The sequence below is a fragment of the Robertmurraya korlensis NBRC 107688 genome (assembly GCF_001591645.1).
Taxonomy (GTDB): Bacteria; Bacillota; Bacilli; order Bacillales; family Cytobacillaceae; genus Robertmurraya_A.
Map to the genome: position 1 here is coordinate 37,762 of NZ_BCVH01000003.1, position 22,025 is coordinate 59,786.

Annotated in this window: 26 protein-coding genes; 19 read left to right on the forward strand and 7 right to left on the reverse strand. The window is 37.4% G+C overall.

Annotated elements, in window-relative coordinates:
• The first annotated feature begins 9 nt into the window (after positions 1-9).
• The 8 genes from BKO01S_RS06650 to BKO01S_RS06685 all read left to right on the forward strand — a co-directional run bounded on the left by BKO01S_RS06650 (position 10) and on the right by BKO01S_RS06685 (position 8,446).
• Positions 10-492, forward strand: a complete 483-nt coding sequence (locus tag BKO01S_RS06650; protein WP_369690991.1) for a sigma-70 family RNA polymerase sigma factor — start codon at positions 10-12, stop codon at positions 490-492.
• Between the two features lie 2 nt (positions 493-494).
• A complete protein-coding gene (locus tag BKO01S_RS06655) occupies positions 495-905 on the forward strand; it encodes a PadR family transcriptional regulator (RefSeq protein ID WP_066050705.1) in 411 nt (136 codons plus the stop codon).
• A gap of 5 nt (positions 906-910) precedes the next feature.
• The gene (locus BKO01S_RS06660) at positions 911-1,894 is read left to right on the forward strand and encodes an FtsW/RodA/SpoVE family cell cycle protein (protein ID WP_066050707.1); all 984 of its coding nucleotides are present in this window, start codon (positions 911-913) and stop codon (positions 1,892-1,894) included.
• Positions 1,894-2,184: an FtsW/RodA/SpoVE family cell cycle protein gene (locus tag BKO01S_RS25165; RefSeq protein ID WP_066050711.1), complete on the forward strand. Its 291-nt coding sequence runs from the start codon at positions 1,894-1,896 to the stop codon at positions 2,182-2,184. The genes BKO01S_RS06660 and BKO01S_RS25165 overlap by 1 nt, the downstream gene beginning before the upstream one ends.
• 142 nt (positions 2,185-2,326) lie before the next feature.
• Entirely contained in the window at positions 2,327-2,686 is a 360-nt protein-coding gene (locus BKO01S_RS06670; RefSeq protein ID WP_066050712.1) for a hypothetical protein, read from the forward strand.
• 56 nt (positions 2,687-2,742) lie between these two features.
• Positions 2,743-3,018 (forward strand): hypothetical protein, encoded by a 276-nt coding sequence (locus BKO01S_RS06675; protein WP_066050713.1) that lies wholly within the window; start codon positions 2,743-2,745, stop codon positions 3,016-3,018.
• 294 nt (positions 3,019-3,312) lie between these two features.
• Positions 3,313-7,119, forward strand: coding sequence for a glycoside hydrolase family 30 protein (locus tag BKO01S_RS06680; RefSeq protein WP_232311183.1), 3,807 nt, complete (start codon positions 3,313-3,315; stop codon positions 7,117-7,119).
• 124 nt (positions 7,120-7,243) lie between these two features.
• Positions 7,244-8,446: a glycoside hydrolase family 43 protein gene (locus BKO01S_RS06685; protein ID WP_232311184.1), complete on the forward strand. Its 1,203-nt coding sequence runs from the start codon at positions 7,244-7,246 to the stop codon at positions 8,444-8,446.
• Between the two features lie 122 nt (positions 8,447-8,568).
• On the opposite strand, the gene BKO01S_RS06690 is transcribed toward BKO01S_RS06685, so the two are convergent.
• Complete coding sequence (locus BKO01S_RS06690; protein ID WP_066050715.1) at positions 8,569-9,219, reverse strand: YczE/YyaS/YitT family protein; 651 nt, start codon at positions 9,217-9,219, stop codon at positions 8,569-8,571.
• A 20-nt stretch (positions 9,220-9,239) separates the two neighbouring features.
• Positions 9,240-9,680 carry a GNAT family N-acetyltransferase gene (locus tag BKO01S_RS06695; RefSeq protein WP_066050718.1) on the reverse strand — a complete coding sequence of 147 codons (441 nt, stop codon included), beginning with the start codon at positions 9,678-9,680 and terminating at the stop codon, positions 9,240-9,242.
• A gap of 120 nt (positions 9,681-9,800) precedes the next feature.
• Between BKO01S_RS06695 and BKO01S_RS06700 the strand changes: the two genes are divergently transcribed.
• From BKO01S_RS06700 to BKO01S_RS06710, 3 genes are read left to right on the forward strand one after another with little or no spacing between them, the layout of a single operon-like run.
• A complete protein-coding gene (locus BKO01S_RS06700; protein ID WP_066050721.1) occupies positions 9,801-10,253 on the forward strand; it encodes a MarR family winged helix-turn-helix transcriptional regulator in 453 nt (150 codons plus the stop codon).
• 24 nt (positions 10,254-10,277) lie between these two features.
• Positions 10,278-10,793 (forward strand): spermidine/spermine N(1)-acetyltransferase, encoded by a 516-nt coding sequence (paiA, locus tag BKO01S_RS06705; RefSeq protein ID WP_066050724.1) that lies wholly within the window; start codon positions 10,278-10,280, stop codon positions 10,791-10,793.
• Positions 10,794-10,805: 12 nt separating this feature from the next.
• A complete protein-coding gene (locus BKO01S_RS06710; RefSeq protein ID WP_066050727.1) occupies positions 10,806-11,429 on the forward strand; it encodes an FMN-binding negative transcriptional regulator in 624 nt (207 codons plus the stop codon).
• An 83-nt stretch (positions 11,430-11,512) separates the two neighbouring features.
• Here the strand turns inward: BKO01S_RS06710 and BKO01S_RS06715 are convergent, their stop codons facing one another.
• A complete protein-coding gene (locus BKO01S_RS06715; RefSeq protein WP_066050731.1) occupies positions 11,513-11,791 on the reverse strand; it encodes a hypothetical protein in 279 nt (92 codons plus the stop codon).
• Positions 11,792-12,022: 231 nt separating this feature from the next.
• On the opposite strand from BKO01S_RS06715, the gene BKO01S_RS06720 reads away from it, so the two are divergent.
• Positions 12,023-12,430: a GNAT family N-acetyltransferase gene (locus BKO01S_RS06720; protein WP_066050737.1), complete on the forward strand. Its 408-nt coding sequence runs from the start codon at positions 12,023-12,025 to the stop codon at positions 12,428-12,430.
• Positions 12,431-12,599: 169 nt separating this feature from the next.
• Here the strand turns inward: BKO01S_RS06720 and BKO01S_RS06725 are convergent, their stop codons facing one another.
• Positions 12,600-13,223 carry a TetR/AcrR family transcriptional regulator gene (locus tag BKO01S_RS06725; RefSeq protein WP_066050739.1) on the reverse strand — a complete coding sequence of 208 codons (624 nt, stop codon included), beginning with the start codon at positions 13,221-13,223 and terminating at the stop codon, positions 12,600-12,602.
• Entirely contained in the window at positions 13,162-13,824 is a 663-nt protein-coding gene (locus BKO01S_RS06730) for a hypothetical protein (protein WP_066050742.1), read from the reverse strand. Before BKO01S_RS06730 ends, BKO01S_RS06725 begins: the two co-directional genes overlap by 62 nt.
• Before the next feature lie 193 nt (positions 13,825-14,017).
• Between BKO01S_RS06730 and BKO01S_RS06735 the strand changes: the two genes are divergently transcribed.
• Both BKO01S_RS06735 and BKO01S_RS06740 read left to right on the forward strand, forming a co-directional pair.
• Entirely contained in the window at positions 14,018-14,560 is a 543-nt protein-coding gene (locus tag BKO01S_RS06735) for a helicase (protein WP_066050744.1), read from the forward strand.
• Positions 14,561-14,632: 72 nt separating this feature from the next.
• Positions 14,633-15,055, forward strand: coding sequence for a hypothetical protein (locus BKO01S_RS06740; protein ID WP_157077316.1), 423 nt, complete (start codon positions 14,633-14,635; stop codon positions 15,053-15,055).
• A 73-nt stretch (positions 15,056-15,128) separates the two neighbouring features.
• On the opposite strand, the gene BKO01S_RS06745 is transcribed toward BKO01S_RS06740, so the two are convergent.
• The gene (locus BKO01S_RS06745; protein WP_066050749.1) at positions 15,129-15,533 is read right to left on the reverse strand and encodes a MerR family transcriptional regulator; all 405 of its coding nucleotides are present in this window, start codon (positions 15,531-15,533) and stop codon (positions 15,129-15,131) included.
• Between the two features lie 244 nt (positions 15,534-15,777).
• Here BKO01S_RS06745 and BKO01S_RS06750 point away from each other — a divergent pair, with 244 nt between their 5' ends.
• Positions 15,778-16,818 (forward strand): NAD(P)-dependent alcohol dehydrogenase, encoded by a 1,041-nt coding sequence (locus BKO01S_RS06750; RefSeq protein WP_066050752.1) that lies wholly within the window; start codon positions 15,778-15,780, stop codon positions 16,816-16,818.
• A 162-nt stretch (positions 16,819-16,980) separates the two neighbouring features.
• Here the strand turns inward: BKO01S_RS06750 and BKO01S_RS06755 are convergent, their stop codons facing one another.
• A complete protein-coding gene (locus BKO01S_RS06755; protein ID WP_066050754.1) occupies positions 16,981-17,883 on the reverse strand; it encodes a LysR family transcriptional regulator in 903 nt (300 codons plus the stop codon).
• Positions 17,884-18,040: 157 nt separating this feature from the next.
• Here BKO01S_RS06755 and BKO01S_RS06760 point away from each other — a divergent pair, with 157 nt between their 5' ends.
• From BKO01S_RS06760 to BKO01S_RS06775, 4 genes are all read left to right on the forward strand, one after another.
• Entirely contained in the window at positions 18,041-18,778 is a 738-nt protein-coding gene (locus tag BKO01S_RS06760; RefSeq protein WP_066050757.1) for an SDR family oxidoreductase, read from the forward strand.
• Between the two features lie 92 nt (positions 18,779-18,870).
• Entirely contained in the window at positions 18,871-20,052 is a 1,182-nt protein-coding gene (locus BKO01S_RS06765; RefSeq protein WP_066050760.1) for an MFS transporter, read from the forward strand.
• Positions 20,053-20,251: 199 nt separating this feature from the next.
• Positions 20,252-21,088, forward strand: coding sequence for an aminoglycoside adenylyltransferase domain-containing protein (locus BKO01S_RS06770; protein ID WP_066050762.1), 837 nt, complete (start codon positions 20,252-20,254; stop codon positions 21,086-21,088).
• 127 nt (positions 21,089-21,215) lie between these two features.
• Positions 21,216-21,983: an alpha/beta fold hydrolase gene (locus BKO01S_RS06775; protein ID WP_066050763.1), complete on the forward strand. Its 768-nt coding sequence runs from the start codon at positions 21,216-21,218 to the stop codon at positions 21,981-21,983.
• Positions 21,984-22,025 lie beyond the last annotated feature (42 nt).

Genomic DNA, 22,025 nt, shown 5'->3' on the forward strand with positions numbered 1-22,025 from the left:
AGAGAACTAATAGATCAATTAATGGATGAATATGGCCAATCGTTATTACACCTTACCTATTCATACGTAGGTAAGAGGGAGATTGCAGAAGACCTTACACAAGAGATATTTGTTAAATGCTTTCAAAGATTAGAGCAATTTCAAAAAAAGTCTTCATTAAAATCATGGATTTGGAGAATTGCCATCAATCATTGTAAGGACTATCTAAGGAACTGGCATTATAAACATATCATCGTATCGGAGGAAAAAATAAGGGATACACAAAGCCAGGAAACAGAAGTGGTAAACCAAGTGATACAGAGATATGAAGACGAAGAATTAGTGGCAATCGTATTGAGTTTGCCTGATACATACCGGGAAGTGATTTATTTATACTACTTCGAGGAACTATCAATTAGAGAAATTTCCTCCCTGACAAGTGTGAATCAGAATACGATTAAGACCAGGCTAAAACGAGCAAAAGAAATCCTAAAAGAGAGCTTGGAGGGATAAACATGGAAGAACGGTTAAAAAACTTGAAAAATGCTATGAAAAGAGCGGTTTTACAGGACCTGAATTTTACCGAGAAACATAAAAGTAGCATTAGACGACAAATGAATCAGCTTTCTGTAACTTCAGAAGAGGATGTATTATTAGCTATTTTTCAGTTACTTAAAGAAAAGCGTACGGGTTTTGAATTGAGTAGATTGCTGCGTGCAAGAGGAATCGAAAAGTTTGAAAACGAAGAGGGTTTCCTCTATATGTCCTTACATAAATTCGAACATAACGGTTACCTTCAGACTTACTGGGAAGAACCTGATGTTAAGTACTATCAGCTTAGTAACAGAGGGTTAAGATTGTTACAAAACCTTCAAAACGAAGGGAATAGCAAAGCTTACTTTCTAAAAGAAATATTGGAGAGGTAACACATATGGGAAATATAAAAGAACATTTCTTATCTGAAGTGCTGCAGCATATTAAGTCAAAAGAAGCCAAAGAGGTTGTTTACAAAGAGTTAAGTTATCATATTAGAATGTCCAAGGTAGACTTAGTGTCGAAGGGGACGAATGAAAAAGAAGCTGAAGAAAAAGCTATTAAGCAAATGGGAAGCCCTAATGAACTTGGTATACACTTTAATAAGCTTTATCGTCCAATGTTTGACTGGAAGCTATTTAGCCTCTTTTTATTTATTATAATTATGGGGATTCTTCCGACTCTAAATGACTATGCCCAGGAACGATACGCAGGAAATTTAATGCTCAATCAAAAGATTTACATCATATTAGGTATTTTTGTTTCAATTATTGTTATGCTGATTGATTATAGAAAGATTAAGAAAATGGGTTGGTTTTTCCTCATAGCAGGGATAGGATTATTACTGACCCTAAATTTATTACCAAATGTTGAGATTAATGGAGTTGGGTATATTCATTTATTTGGAATTACCATTACTGGGAGTTCACTTTTCCCTCTACTTCTAGTGTTTTGGGCTTTCTATTTGTCTAAGAAAAAGCCGAAACTGATTGTAGTCCTAGCAGTTTACTTGTTGTCTGTGTTCTTATATATGGGACTACCTAGCTTTCCTAGTGTAATCATTTACTCTGTTCTTGTGTTCGGCTTATTTCTCTTTAGTTCCATTAGTAAGAAGGTCATTTATGGAACCATTGGGGTATCTTTTACTCTTATCCTTATCCTTGTCAGTTTTTTATGGTTTACCGCAAAAGAATACCAAAAGGTTAGGTTACTTGCTTTTTTAAATCCCGATGAATATGCACAAAATGCTGGTTATACGTACATTGTGTTAAAAAATTTGCTATCTGATGGTGGATGGGTCGGTAATCAAGATCCACCTAGTTATGTTGGCATATTAACACCTGACATGGCTTTTGCTAATATTACCTATTTTTATGGGTGATGTTAGCTGGCTTCGTGTTCGTATTACTCTCTTTACTTTTATTTAAATTACTCATCCTTTTTGCACAAATAAAAGATCAATTCGGTAAACAACTTATCCTAGGAGTATGTTCATTACTGTCCGTTCAATTTGCATATAATGTAGGAACGATCCTTGGATTACTACCAATTATATCGATGTCATTACCCTTTATTAGCTACGGTTTAACACCAACCGTCCTAAATTCTCTTTTAATTGGGATCGTATTAAGTGTGTATCGTAGGAAAAACTTAGTTTTAAATTATGACTAAATTTTTTATAAAGTAATTTCTTTATTAAAACGGCTGTCACTATTGATAGCCGTTTATTGGTTTTTGTTCCTAGTAGGACTAAGTTAAGGAAAGTATGTAACGTAGCAGATATAACCTCCGACTAATCAGTTGAGGTGATCTTATGTTAAGGGTAGCAATGCTTTTTATCCTTATTTTAGGCCTGATTGTTTTTATACTTGGTTATTTAAATAGTTATCAAATTGATCATGAACGAGAAGATACTGAAATTGACATTGAGTTATCTGACAAGAAAATCATACAGGGTAAAATTTTGGAGATAAACTCAACTAGTGTTTTTCTTGAATTAATGGGTGATTCAAAGAATATATCAAACACAATAAGGGTCAGTGTAGGCGATGAGAAGATGTTAGATAATCTGGTAGAAGAACAACATATTTTAGTTTGGTACGATTACATTAGAGAGTCTTATCCTCCACAGACAAGAGGGTTAAAAATTGAACAGTTTGATGGCAATGAATGACGGCCTGGCTAACTATAAATCAGGAAGTAACGTTGATATGGGTAGGAGGGAGCAAAATGAAAAAAGTCAGTTGTGTTGTAATATTGGTTTTATCATTGCTGATCACGAACGGGTGTGAAAATACAAAACCTAAAATTACAGAAGAACGAGCGAAATCCATAGTGATCGAACATCATACTAGTAACAATGGAAAAGTGGACATAATTTCTGTAACTCACAAAAAAAATGAGTATATGATTGTGTGGGATAAAAAAGAAAACTGTGAGAATGGGATAGATTATATTGATGACCAAAATGGAGAAATAAAAGAGGGGCAGACTACGATATGTTAGTTTGAAATGTAATTTGATAATAAAGGTCTTGAAACCTGTTCTTTTAGAGGACAGGTTTCTGTGTTTCTATTATTCGAAACTCATTAAAAAGGTCAAAAAAAGCGGTAAGGTAGTCAAGAAATTAGTATAGAAATCCAAACCAACTATGAAATAATGAAAGCGCTAACAAGGTGATTTGCTTCAATCAATTATCAGTTAGAACTAATGAGGGAACCCTCACTAGCTAACATAATACTTGGATAAGAGGAGGGGAGTTGAAGGTACTTAGAATACAAGAAACAAAGGGAAGGAAAGATGCGAAACATGACAAGAAAAAGGAAAAAGTTTAAGAAAATCATCGGAAGTATCTGTGTGACGTCCATGCTATTTGGCTCGGTTGCTTTTGTAGATACACCGAAAACAAAAGCGGAAGTTCCTACAAAAACGATTACGATTGACGGAAACAATGTTGATAAATATAACCGCTTCAAAGGCTTTGGAACGGTAACAGCTAACAATACTTCACGGCTCATGATGGATTACAAAGAAGAGCATCCAGAGGAATACTGGGAAATGATGCATAAGCTTTTTAATAAGGATACGGGTGCTGGACTCGCGCATGTCAAAGTGGAGTTGGGTGCAGATGTGAATTCCTCTTCTGGTACAGAACCAGCCACCATGCGTTATGCAGATGAACCAGCCAATGTCCTTAGAGGGGCTGGCTTCCAATTTGCAGCCGATGCTAAATCAATCAATCCTGATATTACCGTTGAAATTTTACGATGGGGAGAACCACGCTGGACATGGAATGGAGTGGCAAATGGAGAATACGAGAATCGCTATCAGTGGTATAAACAAACGATCGATGCTGTGTATAAGGAGTATGGAGTTAAACTAGATTATGTGGGGATTTCCCAAAATGAGCGTGCCATAAATAACAATGGAAGAATGGAGCTTGAATGGCTGAAATACTTCACGACCAAAATCAAACAAGAACCAAATTATGAAACAGACTATAAAGATATCAAGCTAGTAGCGGCAGATGGATACCGAGATACATCCACCATTAGCCGGACACTTCTCAATCATCCCGATTTAATTGGTGAAATTGATGTCATCAGCTCCCATTACGGTCTAACAGGTTCAAATGAAATGACTCAATTACAGAATAAATTAATTGCCGAGGGGAAGAAGCCGAAAGAAAGTTGGGTGTCTGAGGGGATTGCCCCGATGATCAATGCGCGATACCGCGACAATATGGAGCCGCAGTATAAAGGACTTGGAGGCAAGGCAGGTATCATTGATGTGACATCCCGTATTATTTCGGTTTACTCTTGGACTGGAGCAGGAAGCAACCCACTTAACGCCGTTTCTTTCGACTTTCAACCTTCCGTGGCCGCCTTTTACGAAGGGTCCGCTTATAATCCAAAGCATTTGATCAGTGCGTATGACCCGTGGTCTGGTTTTTATGAAGTAGATGGAGGAGTACAAGGAGTTCGCCATGTGATGAATTTTGTTGGATATGATGACCATACCACACCTGAGAACGAGCGTTGGCAGTATGTGAAGGGTGCAACTTATAGTGATGGAGCCTTTTTTGATGGTGGGGTAGATGTGGATACGAGTACTCATAACTATTTAACATTAAAAGATCCTGAAACAGATGATTACTCAACCGTTTTTGCTAACAACACAAAAGATACTCGAAAATATAAGATCGAAGCGAAAAATTTAGACGGGAAAGAAAATGCACCGGTCTATGTGTGGGAAACACGCGGACCAGATCAGGGAGAAGCAATTGATGCAAACTGGTTTAAGAAAGTAAAGGTGATTCAACCGGAAAATGGAGTATATGAAGTGGAAGTGCAGCCTTACTCCATTGTAACGATTTCTACATTAGATAAGGAATCTGAAGTAGAAGGCTTTGAATATGTGTCAGAACCAGTCGATGTATCAAAGGATACGATCCTTCCATTGCCTTATAAGGATGATTTTGAATACAAAAATTATCCAAAGGACGATAAAGGTAGAGATTATGTGGACCGTCGAGGCGGAACCCCACGATATACAACCGATCAGCTGGCAGCCTTTGAAGTAGTGAAAGAAGCCACCAAACCAGTAGCTAGTGGAAGTGCTGAACGTACGAATCTAGAGATTCCAGATGGGAAGGCTCATGGAAATATGCTACAACAGAAAATTTCACATGACATCATCGGCGCAGATTGGGCCGTATGGGGAGGAGGAATAGATGGATCTGCTTCTAACAGCAATCCAAACACAACTATAGGTGATCACCGCTGGGTGAATTACAAAGCATCGTTCGACTTTTTACTAGACACTCATACGCCAGAGGTTGAAGGTAGAAGCAATTATGCCCTTATTGGAGTTCGTCAAATGAAGGCAGGCGGAAATGATTCATACGCACCGTACAATGCTCGTGTCTTTTCAAACGGAAATTACGAAATTCTGAAGCTTGGAAAAGTAGTGAAAAGTGGTACACTCGAAGGGTTTGACAACAAAGTCTGGCATAATCTAGCCTTCGAAGCCAAGGAAAACCTATTCACACTATATGTGGACGGAGAAGAAATATCTTCGTATACGGATGAACAATCAACCGTCATGTCCGGAAGAGTGGTGATCGGATCTGGTTATTATGAAACTCTATATGATAACTTCCGTGTTGATCCAATCAAAGGGTACACCTATGAATCGTTGAAAATTGATAGTGCCCAAGGTAAGAAATATTCTTCCGAGGAAGAGGCATTACAATCGCTAGATTCCTTGAATCCGATTGGGTTTGTAGGAAAGTGGGACTATACGCAAGCAGGCTACGCTCATTTTAACCGAACTCAAATGACCGCAAAATCAGATGCTCCCGTTTGGAACGGGGTAACGGTTGGTCACAGAGATTCAACCACCGTACAAGGAACACTGAATAAAGTCTTTTACTCAAGCGGCTGGTCCTCCAACAGTTCGAATGCTTGGGGTGGAGTAGGAGCATCCTTTGAAATTCCGTTTAAAGGTACAGAGATTAGACTATTTGGAGAAACAAATCCATCAAACGGCAAGGCTGATGTGTATTTAGACGGACAATTAGTCGGTGAGGCAAACTACACCAATAATAGCAGCATTACGCAAATGGTGTGGTCACAGGCAGACCTTGAAGATAAACCACATACGCTTAAAGTCGTATCAAAAGAGAAGTATATCAGTCTCACCAAGGCTGAAATTGAGACGAGTGATCCTGTTTTAGCAGTCAAGAAGTTAGGACCAAGTGACATCGTTAAAATATCTGATGAATCTCTCATCGGAACAGAAGAGAATACCGTGTATGCCTTTAGAAAAAATGCATCGTGGGGCTCTAATTCCTCGAATGCATGGGCAAGCTTCGCGGATGATCCGTATATCGTGATTAACTTTACGGGCAGCGGAATTGATTACCTAGCCGGAACAGGCGAGAAATCTCTCTATAACTTTGAACTAGACGGAAAAGACGTGGGGAACTTCGCTGTTGACACCGGCACAGGTATTCGTTATTCGGTACGAGGCTTGGAAGAAAAACCACATACCCTGAAGGTTTCCCTAAAAGATAACGAACAAAAAGAAACCTTTATGGACTATAGAGGAGTGAATATCTACCATACGCCTACCTTTGTTCCAAGCAGCAGTATGGTCTTCCATTTTGAAGGATCAGGCTTTAACCTTTTTGGTTCCACACCGGATGCATTAATTGACGTGTATGTGGACGATCAATTAATAGAGGAAAATGTAAGAATCCATTCAATAGGTGATCGACAAACTTCTTATTACCTACGTGGCCTGAAGGATAAGAAACACACCGCAAAAGTGGTCGTAAAGGGCGGGACGTATGTTCTAGACGGAATAGATGTGATTAATGGTCGTAATAAAGTGGAAGTAAACAAAACAAAACTAGAAGAATTATATAATGCTAATAAGGATTTAGGAGAAAAGAACTATACGAAAGATAGTTGGAAACCGTTCCACAAATCCCTTCAAAGAGCAAAAGAAGTGTTGCAAAATCCACAAAGTAGTTTGGATGAAGTAGTAGGTGCGAGGAATGATTTGCAGGGTGCTGCTGAGGGATTGACTGAAATACAATAAAGAGAAGGAATGAGTGATGGGGACAGGTACACTGTCCCATTTTTTTCGTATAGATTCTAGAAATCCAACCGGGGGGAAAGCTATTATGGTAAAAGCAATATTATCTGATAAGGAAATAATTTAATTGGCCAAAACAACTTTGGAAATTCCTAATGCTCATGACATCAGAGGGAATATCACATTACCATTAACGACTGCTAAAGGAGCAACGATATCCTGGGAAACAGATAGACCAGATATAGTAAATGTAATTAACAAGAAAAATGAGCAGTATGATGGTACCCCAGCTGGTGTGGTAACAAGACCGGAAACGGATACAACTGTAAAGCTAACCGCCTATATAAATGTTGGTAGGGTAAGTGATAAAAAGCAAATTATACTTTCAGTTAAGGCTAAACCGAATAATAGATCTTTCACTTCATATTTAATGGCTCATTTTTCAGGTGACCATGATACGGGAGAACAGATTTATTTTTCCATTAGTACGGATGGATTAAACTGGAATGATCTGAATGATTGTCAACCCGTAGTAACTTCTGAAATTGGTGAAAAGGGAGTACGTGATCCTTTTATTCTCCGATCACCAGAAGGGGATAAATTTTTTATGCTTGCTACCGATTTACGTATTGCAAATGGGAAAGGCTGGAATGTAGCGCAGACAGCTGGAAGTAAATCGATTCTTGTATGGGAATCAAATGATTTAGTAAACTGGTCAGAACCAAGAATGGTGGAAGTGACTCGGCCCAATGCTGGGGACGCCTGGGCACCAGAGGCATGTTTTGATGAAAAGACAGGAGAATATGTCGTATTTTGGGCTTCAAGGGTATCTGATCAATATGGAGAATTTGGACCGCATCGAATGTACTATGCAAAGACAAGGGATTTCCGTAGGTTTACAAAACCATCATTATTCATTGAGCGCTCAGATGATACGCATATTATTGACACAACAATCACTAAAGATAAAACATTATATTATCGCTACTCTGGGGATGGACAAATCACAATAGAAAAAAGTGAACATTTACTTGGTACATGGTCAAAGATTGGAACAATAGAAGCATCAACGAAGTTAACTGGACACGATGTGGAGGGTCCTTTAATTTTTAAATTTAACGATAGAGAAGAATGGTGTTTAATGGTGGATCAGTATTCATCAGGTAAGGGGTATCTTCCCTTACGAACTACAACTCTTTTAAGCGGTGAATTTAGTGAATTTCCAACTTCTGATTATTCTTTAGGTTCGACCAAAAAGAGGCATGGTTCAGTTATTCCTATTACAAAAGAAGAATACGAAGCAATAAGGGCTAAGTGGGATAGAGTTTGAGAAAAAAATAGGGATGGATAGTCATACATGCGTTGAATCCTGAGGATAAACGCATGTTTTGATGAAATCCTGAATAAAAAGGGCCTGAGTCCGGTGGAGTACCTGAAACAGACCTTATTGGGTTACTTCATCATTGAATGCTTTTTGTCTGTATCATAATTTGAGGCTGGAGTAGAGTTTGATAATATCCGGTCTAATAATTTTTCAGTAATTGCCATGAAGAAATTAAGTAGTAGCCCTCCTAAACAAACGGTTAATAAGGTTCCAATGCCAATAGGTCCATGGAATATTAGTGCCATGATCAAGAATACGAGGTAAATGATGGTTCTCGAAAAGAATAGGTTTGTTCTAGTTAATTCTTGGATGATTAAGGTTAATCGATCAACGGGAATCGGTGCAAAATTTGTTTGTAAATAGATTGCAGTTCCCAGTCCGATAACAACTAAACCAATTCCAAAATAAATAACTTTGCTGACCCAGAGTTCGGGGGTTATGACATTTTTCAATAAAAAAAGCCACATATCAATTCCAATCCCCGTTATAAATGCTGTTAACAACCCCAAGATCTCTGGTTTTTGCCTTTTTAATATCGAATTACAACCTATCAATAGGAAAGCGATTAGTATTTCCCAACTTCCCACAGTAAGCCCTACATTGTTGGAGAGTCCCACCAATAGTGCATCAAAAGGGGAAGTTCCAAGGTCTGATTGGATAGTGAATGAAATACCAAGGGTTAATAGTAAAATTCCGAATACAAAAAGAACATATTTCACTTTACTCGCCCACTTTATCATTATTTCATAGACAATTGTTTGAGCATGAGTACATGTGGGATCCCATCTTCCATAAAGATAGGAGATGCAGGATAATACCCGAGTTTTTGATAAAAACCTTCTGCCTGTGTTTGCCCATGTAATTTTACCTGTGACGCTCCCAATTCTTCCGCGATTTCTTCTAACGCTTTTATAATGATTTTTCCAAGACCCAATGTTCGGTAGGGTTGAAGGATGCAGATTCTTTCCAATTTTCCTACTCCATCCATCAATCTTATCCTTCCCGTTCCAACTGGTTGGTCATTGTACTCGATTAAAATATGTTCGCAAAGTCCATTTAGTGTGTCAAATGGGTCAAATTCATCCTCTAGTGGTACGCCTTGTTCTTTCACAAATACTTCTTTTCTTATAGCAAACGCTAGCCTTAAATCTTCTTCGTTCATTATTTTTTTTATATACATATGAATCAGTCCCTCAAAATAAAATTCTAATATTGTTGCAAGTGCAACGAAATTAGGTTAAATTTAACATAAATCATTTTTGTTGTATTTGCAATAAAAATATCTAATAAGGAGGTAAGTATGAAGGAAATTCTTCGAGAAATTGGAATGATTGCCAGGGCATTAGATTCCATAAGTAATATAGAATTCAAGGAATATGACCTGACAAAAGGGCAGTATTTGTACCTCGTGAGAATATGTGAAAACCCAGGCATCATTCAAGAAAAATTAGCTGAGATGATAAAAGTCGATCGAACAACGGCAGCTCGTGCAATTAAAAAACTTGAAATCAATGGCTTTATTGAAAAAAAAGAAGATGAACACAACAAAAAAATTAAAAAACTCTTTGCAACAGAGAAAGGTGAACATGTTTATCCTTTCATAAAAAGAGAAAATCAATATTCCAATCTCGTTGCATTAGATGGATTTAGCGAAAAAGAAGCAGAAACCATTTTCAATCTACTTCAAAGAGTAAGAAAAAATGTAGAAATAGACTGGGAATATGTTAAAAAGGGAAACAAGAGAAATTATTGATTAGATAAAGGAGCGACCATTGTAATGACTATCAATATAAAAAAATGTACCCTTGAGGATTTACACAAACTTCAAGAAATTAGTTATGAAACATTTAATGAGACATTTAAAGATCAGAATTCACCTGAAAATATGATTGCCTATTTGGAAAGGGCATTTAACGTAAAACAATTAGAAAAAGAACTATCCAATCGTTCATCAGAATTCTTTTTTGTTTATTTTGAAAATGAAGTAGCTGGATATCTAAAGATCAATAGCAATGATTCTCAGACTGAAGAAAGGGGAGAAGAATCACTTGAAGTCGAGAGGATTTATATAAAGAGCAAGTTTCAAAAACATGGGCTTGGAAAATATCTGCTACAAAAAGCCATAGAAATGGCGATGGAGCGTCATAAAAAGGAAATCTGGCTAGGCGTATGGGAAAAAAATGAAAATGCCATTGCTTTTTATAAAAAAATGGGATTTGTACAAACAGGCGTCCACTCTTTTACTATGGGTGAGGAAGAACAAATGGACTTTATTATGACTAAAACACTTTGAAAGGTGAATTCTATGTATATTCCAAAATATTTTAAGGTCAAAAATGTTGATGAAATTTGGGATTTTGTTCAGAAAAATTCTTTTGGCACAATGGTCACAACACAACATGGGAAACCAATTGCTACTCATTTGCCTATGGGGTTACATAAAAAGGGGGATGATTATTATATTACTGGGCATTTGGCTTATGGAAATGCTCAGTGGAGAACATTTGATACCAGTGAAAATGTGCTGGTGATGTTTCAGGGACCGCATGCGTACATTTCTTCTTCTTGGTATGGGCATGAAGCAGTTCCAACATGGAATTATCAAGCCGTCCATATATATGGGAAAGCAAGCATTTTAGAAAAAGAGGAATTAATAGAAGTATTAACAATCATGCTTGAAAAATATGAAAAACATCGTGAAAATCCCGTTTTATGGGATAAACTTTCTCCTGATCTCTTAGAAAGTGAACTGAAAGGGATCGTTGGATTTAAGATAAAGGTGGAAGAAATACAGGCTGCCTATAAATTAAGTCAGAACCGAAATGAAACGGATTATCATAACATCATTGGTAAATTACAAAATGAGGAAAATCTACATTCGAAACAAATGGCAGAACTGATGGAAAAAAGGGGAAAGGATAACATATAGCCACTTTATTTGGGCGACAAGATAAGAAATAGGGAACCCTCAAGAGGTTCCCTTATCGAATAAACCTATAAACAAGTACTCTTTTATTTAACTGACGAAGCAATTTCGTTTAAACTAGTAAGGATGGTTGGTTTATCTCCGCCACAATAGAAAGCTGTTACCAACTCATAGCATGTATCCTTATCAATTAAATAACAACGGTGTGTTCCCATTTCGTAAACAAAGTAACTTTGTTCTTTTCCTTTTGTCCCATCAAACACTTTATAATGTCCAAGGTCAAATAGTTCACGAACCCCACTTTGAGCTAAGTCCATAAACTCTTCTCTTGTTACCTCTCTTAACGCAACTAATCCTGCTTGCATATTATGACCTCCATTATTTGTTGTTCTATAAACCATATTCTTTGGATTTATATTATAATGACTTCTAAACTATAATTATTATAAACTAATAACTTTTGTGAAGCAAATATCATATGAAAAGAACTCCAATAAAAATTTTATATTAGTTTATTAATGATTGAATAATAATTTAACAGATGGTATAAATATACATACAGGAAAAGGTTGTTTATGCACAAGGGGGATGATTTTATGGAGATCGATATCAATGAGCTAAGTCCTGTTAAGGAAGATTTTATAAGTTTGCATCAAACAACTGGATGGAATGCTAAAGGCTTGTATACATATGACCAACTATATACTGCTATTTGTAACAGTTGGTATTCCGTTTCTATTTATCATAATAGACATTTAATTGGATTTGGCCGGATTATATCAGATGGGGTTTATCAAACCCTTATTTGTGATGTAATGGTTCATCCTGAATATCAAAAACAAGGTATCGGGAAAAAATTAATGGAAGCGTTGATAAACAAATGTGAGGAGGAAGGAATAAAGTGGGTTCAATTATTTTGTGCAAAAGGGAAACAAGAGTTTTACAAGAAACTAGGTTTTGTAGGCCGAGAATCTGAAGCCCCAGGTATGTCGCTGTTTATATAATACTTATTATTCTGATACACTTCAGGAGGGAATCTGGGGATGGTTTACGATTTACAAGGTGAAGCAAATGGTGGGAATATTATATTATTTTACAAGTAGGGATGCTAACAAAGGAAAAAAGATCCATAAAAATGGATCCTTCATTCTTACGAAATTATTATTTCCTTAATCAAATGTGTGAATTTAAAATGCTATTAATCCCTATTTCATAAAATGGGTACATATCTTCGAGCTCCATAATATGTGTTTGAATAGGGACGCCGTACATTAACGCTAGCAACTGGCAAGCTTTTTTATTATAGTCTCGTTTATTGACAGATTCCAACTGAGAAAGATAATAAATAAATATTTGGGTTAATTCTAAAGGTTTTATTCCATTTTGAAAGGCGTCTTTGTTAAATAAATAGTATTCATATGGAGTGATCTCCATCGTAGTTGGTTTTTCTTTAAGTTTAGAGTAGTAATGAACGAGTGAAACCATGATTTTTTTTCCTAACAAGGGATCTTCACTAATTGTTTGAAAGGTATGGATGATTCCTTCTTTACCATGGAACCACTGACGATGAATTTCATTGCTTCTATCATAAAGCCACCTGAGTACAAAGTAGTCAAGAACTTGTTCCTTGTATCGAAAATATTTAAAAAAAGTGACTTTGGTCGTTTGGATGTTTTGACACAACTCTTCAACAGAGATATCTGTAAGATCCTTTGTTCTTAACAATCGAAGCATTTCATCTAGGATGGCTATCTTCAATTGTGCTTTTTTCTTCTCTCGAATACCGAAGTTTTCCAATGGTTTTTTTCTCCCTTACTTTATTTTGAACCCATCTAACACAAATGGACATAACAATAAGTATACAAATGGAATAGAATATGGTCGTGGACATGCTCTTTATCATGGTAAAAATATTAGCCACTGAAACGATTATGGTTGAAACATTGTCCTTGAAAGAAAGCATTGTGACAATCATCATGTTCTCTAAATAATCACAAAGCATAGCTAAAAAGGGTAAAAATAGGCCAATCCATTGAAGGAATAAATCGTATTTACTCTTCTTTTCTCTTCTCAAACTGCGGTAAAATCGTAGTAGTAAAATCAACATACAAAATCCGGCACCGAAACTAAAAATGGGAAAGAAAATATCCAAAGGAATCTGAACATATTTATACAAATGGTATCCATGCTCGGACAAACGAGCTAGAAATGAGCTGGCATAGTGGTAGGTGTATCCAAGGGGCATCATATCAAATATTCTCATTCCTCCAGCCTCAGTGGAGATTTTCGGGATGGTTATAGTTAACATCAATACATAGATGGACTGTGACAATAAGAAAAGGAAAAGCCAGTGCTTCCAATGAATCTTTTCGATTACTTTGGATAAGGAAGTTAACATTAGTAAACCTCATTTCAATAAAAATTAACTACGGTTTAAAAATTAACCTGAGTTAAATTTTATATTAACTGTCTATTAATGCTTCGTCAACCACTTATTTCCACAATGCTTTCGCAATCGTGAGGAAATCCTTTAGAGTTCGCTCAAAAGTAAGTTAATTTTTATTGGATGATCCTTTATAAGGAGTGACTAAATGCGTATCCCAAATGAAAAGTTATACCCTGAATGCTCATTTATCACCAGAACATTGGAGGTTGGCGGCCTTACGAAATGCGAACTGATTAAGAAATTACAACAATCCTCTATTTTAATCAATGAGTATGGAGAGAGGCTGTTAGCGGATGAAAGGTTTACAACTTCTGAAACAAAGTACCGCCTACAAACCATTGAACTAACCGTTGGCAACCTTGGCTTTCCAGATGGAGCTACTACGACTCAGTTCTTTAAAAGGGCGAACGAACTTGGGTTGGAATTATGTCCGATTGAACTCGGACCTTACCTAAGACTAGAGTACCTGGACCAGCCTGAAGGGGATTCAAGGAATCACATGCAGAAAAAACATCAAGCTCCATCAGGCTCCATCACAATCGCATCTGAGATACTAGCTGAAGAAGAAGATTTTCCGAAAGGCTTCTATCTTAGACGAATCAACGGTGTATTGTGGCTACGCGGATACGTGGCAGATGATCTACATGTATGGAATTCTGATGACCATTTTATCTTTTGCCAAAAATGAAGAAATGGAAGAAGTGAGAAATCATCAGAGTCGATAAAGTAGTAGTCTCTATTTAAGTTTGGGGTGAGTCAAGTGAGGAAGATTCTTAGTCTATGTTTTCTCTTATTATTGGTTTCCTGTCAATCTGTAAGTGATAGTTCTCATATAACAGAAGGAGATGTTGTAAAAGTGTTACAAGAGAATGGTGTTACATTAGTGGCTGCAGATTTCCCACAAGGAAACGTCTTCGGTTCCGAATTAACAAAGGTAAAGCCAGGATCCTATACGTTAAATGAGAAACCGTTTTATATTTATGAATTCCAAAATGAAAATGACGTCGAGAAGGGGATAAGGGAATTTGCAAAGAAAACCGCAACCATGGAATTGGTTTCTTCTAGTCTGTTTGAAAAGAGAAATATCTTAATCTTTTATGTACATGAGAAAGATGATCATTCGGAAATTATTCCGTTTGAAAAAGAAATACAGGGAGCCTTAGATCTAATAAGTGAGGGATGAATGAGAATAATGAATAATTAGTTAGCACCTACCCTCAGAACAACAGTTATGAGGGTAGTTGCTTTTCTGTTAATTAAAAGTTTCCTATTTTATTATTCTTATGAATATCTTCCGTTCCTGCATCCAGGGCAGTCTTGTAATAGTTGCATTTATGATTTATGAGCTCCATTGTCTTATTCAGATCCTCCAACTGTGCTTCTACAGCAGCTTTTCGCTCCAGGAACATGTCATATCTTTGCTGCAAGGTGGAATCGCCCTCTGAACACCATTCAATGAAACCTTTAATTTCTTTAATAGGCATCCCAGTAGATTTTAGACATTGGATAATTTTTAATGCTTCAATATCGGATTCCTTAAATACTCTAATTCCACTAGGGGTACGTTCAACAAACGGTATTAGGCCTTCTTTATCGTAGTAACGTAAGGCATATACGGTGAGATTTAATTCTTTTGCAACTTCGCTTATAGAATAGGTCATCGTTATTGATCTCCTTTTCTCTTATATAGACTTCGAGTTAACTCTATGTTTTGGGATGATTTTATCATGCAGAATTCCTAACGTCAAAGTTTAATATATTCATAAATTTATTGCTTGACCTAGAGTTAACTATAGGGATTATTCTAGATTTGCAAGAGAAAAAGGAGAAATAAAAGGCTGTTAATTAACACCATATCCTAGTCCCTTCTCTTGAAAAATCAAAGCATATTGGAGGATTAATCGAATGACAGTAGCGAAAGCGAGAGCAGTCGACGGTCCAGACAAACCGTTTCGAATGGCTGAAATTAAAAGACGAGACCTTGATCTACACGATGTTTTAATTGAGATTAAATATGCAGGCATATGTCACTCAGACATCCATACAGCTCATGGCGAATGGGGTCAAGTGAACTATCCACTCGTACCTGGACACGAGATTGCTGGAATTGTTACCGAAGTAGGACCAGAGGTTACAAAGTATAAGGTCGGTGACCGAGTAGGGGTCGGATGTATGGTTGACTCCTGTGGTGAATGTGAGAATTGCCGTAAAGGAGAAGAACAATACTGTCTTAAAGGGAATGTTCCTACCTACGCTGGTGTCGACAAATACGGTGAGCCTACTCAAGGTGGCTATTCAACTCATATTGTCGTAACCGAGGACTTTGTAGTCAGAATTCCTGATAGCATGGAGCTTGACGTTGCAGCACCATTACTATGCGCAGGTATTACGACATATTCACCTCTTAATCATTGGGGAGCTGGACCAGGTAAAAAAGTAGCGGTTGTTGGTCTGGGTGGCCTTGGTCATATGGCTGTTAAAATTGCGCATGCCATGGGTGCCGAGGTAACCGTCCTGTCACAAACATTGAATAAAAAGGAAGATGGTTTAGAATTCGGCGCTACCAGCTACTATGCAACGAGTGATCCAGAAACATTTAAGAATCTGGCGGGTTCGTTTGACCTTATCGTAAATACAGTAAGCGCTAAGATCGATATTAGTGCCTACCTTTCGCTACTGGCGCTGGATGGTACCCTCGTTAACGTTGGTGCACCAGCTGAGCCATTATCAGTTAACGTCTTCTCACTTATCGGTCATCGCCGTTCATTTGCAGGTTCGATGATTGGCGGCATCCGTGAAACTCAGGAAATGTTAGACTTCTGTGCAAAACATAACATCGTTCCTAAGATTGAAGTAATTTCAGCCGACCAAATTGACGAAGCTTATGAACGTGTATTAGCTTCAGATGTAAAGTATCGATTTGTGATTGACACCAGCACAATGTAATTGCTTAAATGATAAAATCTAATGTAATTTTGAGGATGTCCAATCAGCCTAGCTTTTTGGACATCCTTGTATATATGTTGCTACAAAGTCGAATTAAGTCCAATGCCACTGTATTTTTTGAGAATTAATATTATTATATTTCGCCAGAAGTCGGCGTTTTTGTTAATTTAAAGAATTTGAAAATTTCACCCGAATTTCTTTTATAAACATCTCAGCAGCAGCGGAAAAAACATGATGCTTTTTCCAAACAATATTTAAGCCAGATTCAAGTCTTGGCTCTAGCGGTCTGAAACAAAGGCTACTATCACTAGACGTATTCACTATCTTATCAAGGACTACTGCAAAACCAATGCCCTCCTCAACCATAATGGCTGCATTATAGGCAAGATTGTATGTAGTCACAATGTTTAATTTATCAAAATCCTCACCAAACCAATCCGCAAATTCATTTTTAGAAAATGTCTGTTTCATAGCTTGTCGTGAACAGATTAGAGGGACGTTCAATAAATCCTCTGCTTTAATAGAGTCCTTGCTAGCGAGAAGACTGTCTTTCCTCATAACCACGCCCCACACATCTTTGGCTGGGATATTGATATAATTGTATTTGGATATATCAGCTGGCTCAATTAAAATACCAAAGTCGAGCAATCCTTTGTCCAGCCGTTCGGTTACATCGTCTTCGTTACCGCTATAAAGATGATAGCGTATATTGGGATATTGAAACTGTAAGTCCTTTGCTACCCGTGCGATCTGTTTCATGGCCTCTGTTTCCCCACTACCAATGTAAACATCCCCACTGATGGTACCTACCATTGAATGAAATTCGGTCTCTAATTTATCAACCATTTCGACGATTTCTTCTGCTCTCTTTCGTAAAAGCATTCCTTCCTCTGTGAGATTGATACTGTGACTACTTCGAGTAAATAGTTTTTTACCTAACTCTTGTTCTAGGTCTTTTAGTTGTCTAGAGAGAGTGGGCTGTGTTACATGCAAAAAATCAGCTGCCCCCGTAATGCTTCCTTCTCTTGCAACGGTAAGAAAATACCGCAATACTCTTAATTCCATCAATCAGCCCTCCGTTTGTATACATTAGTATAACGGCTTTAGAAATGCTCATCAAGCATATCAAGTTATAAGATATAAGTATTAGCAATATGGTGGTTTTCTAACTAAAATGATAACAAGCAGATCAAATATGTAAAGCGGAAGGATGTTATGTAATATGTCTACTATTCAAAACAAAGTGGTAATTATCATGGGTGCATCAAGTGGGATTGGGGAAGCAACTACCAAGAGACTTGCGCAAGATGGAGCAAAACTTGTGATCGCGGCTCGTCGCGAGGACCGCTTGAAAGCACTAGTTGAAACATTGCCAGGCGCTGAAATTTCTTTTGCAGTTGCTGATGTAACGAAAGAAGAACAAGTGCAAGCAGTGATCGACCTGGCCGTTGAAAAATATGGTCGTGTAGATGTGCTCTTTAATAACGCCGGAATCATGCCAACGGCTCCACTTTCACAAAAACGCTTTAGTGAATGGCGTCAAATGTTGGACATCAATATCATGGGTGTCTTGAACGGGATTGCTGCTGTACTCCCTATTATGCAAAAACAAAAGTCTGGTCAAATCGTTACGACGGACTCGGTTGCGGGACATGTTGTTTTTGAACAAGGTGCGGTTTATTGTGGGACGAAGTTTGCGGTTCGTGCCATTATGGAAGGCTTGCGTAAGGAAGAACGTGAAAACAATATCCGCAGCACGCTAATTTCTCCAGGAACGGTAGATACCGAGCTTCATATGACCATCAATGACCCTGAAAGACGACAATGGGTCGAAAATCTTCAGCATACAATCGGTTTAAAGTCCAGTGACGTAGCGGAGGCAGTGGCGTATGCGATTAGCACACGGGAAACCGTTACCGTCAGCGAAATCATTATTCGCCCAACACAACAAGAGGACTAATGGATGTATTTTCATAACCATAAAAATTGCCCTAAATATGGTTAGAGGCAATTTTTTATGTCATGACAGGGGAAAGTAGGAGGTAGATTTTTGTGGATAAACCAAACAAATTGCTTATATTTATTTTAACCTTCGGTGTTTTCGGAATTATTAATACCGAAATGGGGGTGATTGGCATCCTGCCTGCCCTTGCTGAGCATTTTGATGTGAGTGTATCAAAGGCAGGACTGCTGGTAAGCCTTTTTGCTTTAGTAATTGCAGGAGCTGGACCCACGATGCCTTTATTGTTTTCAGGTATTAACCGGAAGAAGGTTATGTTACTCGTATTGGGTATATTCGTGGTAGGGAACATCGTTTCTATTTTTACAACGAATTTTACTATTGCCTTAATTGTTCGTGTCATCCCAGCCCTTTTTCATCCGATTTATTGTTCCTTGGCTTTTACAGTTGCAGCTGCCTCTGTCAGCAAAGAAGAAGCACCCAAAGCGGTATCAAAAGTATTTATAGGCGTATCAGCGGGGATGGTTATTGGCGTACCGATTGCTAGTTTTCTTGCGAGTTCAGCTTCTCTACAAATGGCAATGACATTTTTTGCTGTTGTAAATGTGATAGCCTTCTTTGCTACCTTATTATTTGTACCTTCTATACCTGTGAAAGAAAAGCTTTCTTATGGAGCCCAATTATCGGTTTTGAAAAAATTCATTACTTGGCAGTCGATTATTGCAGTCGTTTTCCTGAATTCAGCCATATTCGGGGTTTATAGTTATTTTGCTGAGTATCTACGAACGGTTACGAACATGTCTTTGGATGCCATTACCATCCTTTTAGCCGTATTCGGGGTTGCGAATATTATTGGTAACGTGGTGGGAGGGAAGTTACTAACTAATAATGCCCTAAGATCAGTAGTCGTTTTTCCTTTTGCCTTAGGAGCTGTTTATATCGTGCTATTCCTTTTTGGGCATTTATCCGTACCCATGATGTTCATTACGTTAATCTGGGGAATTTTAGCAGGGGTTGGAGGGAATATCAATCAATATTGGATTATGTCGTCCGCTCCGGAAGCACCTGATTTTGCCAACGGGTTATTTATCTCATCCTGTAATGTAGGAACCACCATTGGGGCAGCTGTAGGAGGCTTATTCATATCAGGAATGGGTACACCGTACGTCATATTTGTAGGATTTATATCGATAATAGCAGCTTCGGTACCTATTTTCCTAAGAAACTACATGGATAGCTCTAAAACGAATCAACTTGCTAGTTTAGAAAATTAAACGAAGAATAAAACCTGTTCGTAATCAAGAGCGGGTTTTTGTTTTTTTAGGAGAGATAATTTGCTACTTCTGAAAAATCTCAGTGGGACAGTACAGTTCAGGAAGGACTCTTAAGTAGAAAAGGTGAATTTTATTATTGTCACTCAATTTGGATTGAAGTGAGCAATCCGTAATGTAGTATAAAAGGAGCAAAACCAAAATGAAAGGATTACCTAAAACAGTAACAGCAGTTTTACAAGATTATATAGGATTATTAAATGATGTACTACCAGATACAATCGAAGGACTATATCTACATGGTTCTGTTGCACTTAATGCCTTTGTGGAAGAGTCAAGTGATATTGATTTTATCACAATTACAAGTCGTAGATTAGAGCATGATGAGTTAGAAATATTGTCTACTATTCATGAGAGAATCTCTAAAAAATATAAGAAGCCAGAAATGGATGGGGTGTATCTCTTGTGGGAAGACGTAGGTTTACTATACAACCAGGATCAATCTGATGTTACTGAATTTCCTTACTATAACAATAATAAGTTACTCATCGGGCCATACTTCAACTTTAACCCGATTACATGGATCCTTTTAAAGCAGAGAGGAATAAATATAATTGGCCCCAATCCGAGTTTGCTTGATTTGGAGATTTCCCCCATACAACTAAAGACATTTGTGTTAGATAATATGAATACTTATTGGGCTGAAAGAGTGAGGTTAGTAGAACAATCAGTAGAAAAATTACTTAACCTATCACAAGAAGAACTTGATATAGAGATAGAATGGACTGTTTTAGGACTGTTACGACAATTCTACACACTTAAGGAAAATGGAATTATATCAAAATTGGAAAGTGGAGAGTATGGATTACGGCATATTCCGAAAGAGTGGCATGAAATAATTAGAGAAGCAACAAATATAAGGATTGGAGCTAAAGAGAAATTATTCGAATCTAAGAAAGCTAGTATAGATTCTCTTGTAGGACTTGCTAAGTACATAATCAATTACTGTAACAATGACTCATCAACCCTTACTAACTAAACACCCCCGGTTATGAATAAAAAGATTCTCTTCTTTTAATGTATTTTTCGTTTTCACAAAATGAAACCAATGGCTTGTTACACACGTAACTCAGGTACTCGTATTCTAACCGGAAGAGGTGTAACGAATGAAAATTGAAAAGGATATATTAGAAACCTCAAAAGGGAAGTTACAATACAGTGTTTGTGGAACAGGCAAACCGAGCATGGTTTTGATTAACGGTGGTTCAGGTCCGATAGAAGGCTGGATGAAGATTCTTCCGGAAATTTCAAGAACAGCCACTGTTTTTTCTTATAATCGTTTTGGCGTCGCTAATAGCGACAAACCTAGAGAACCCCAAGATGGGAAAACAATCGTTGAAACTTTACGCGAAGCGTTATCCATCGCTCATATTAAGCCTCCATACTTATTGGTAGGCCATTCTCTTGGTGGTTTGTATGCTAATTTATTCGCCCGACTTTATCCTAATGAAATCGCCGGAATTGTATTTTTAGAGTCTAGTCATCCAAAAGATCTAGACCTAAATGAATTCCAAGGTAAAACTTTAAAAACGGTAAATAAAATGTTGGGTTTGTTTGATCATTTGTCTTCACATAAAAGATTTGATGAAGTCAATTTTGTAGAGTTAACTGTGAACCAACTTCAGGAATCTGATGCTTTTCCTGAAATACCGGTATATATTATTACAGGACAAAAAGAGAATCGAATGGTGCCCGAGGAAGTTCGTAAAAAACGATTACAGAATCAGTTAGAGTATCTTTCGCTATCTACGCAAAGCAGACACATTATCGCTCCCAAAAGTGGACATTTCCCTCAATTAACAGAGCCGACAGTCGTCATTGAGGCTATCGTGGATTGTGTAAAACAAATAAATAAAAACACTGATATTAGTTAAGTTGAGTATTTAGTGTGGTGCAAAAATTTAGCTACTATGGAG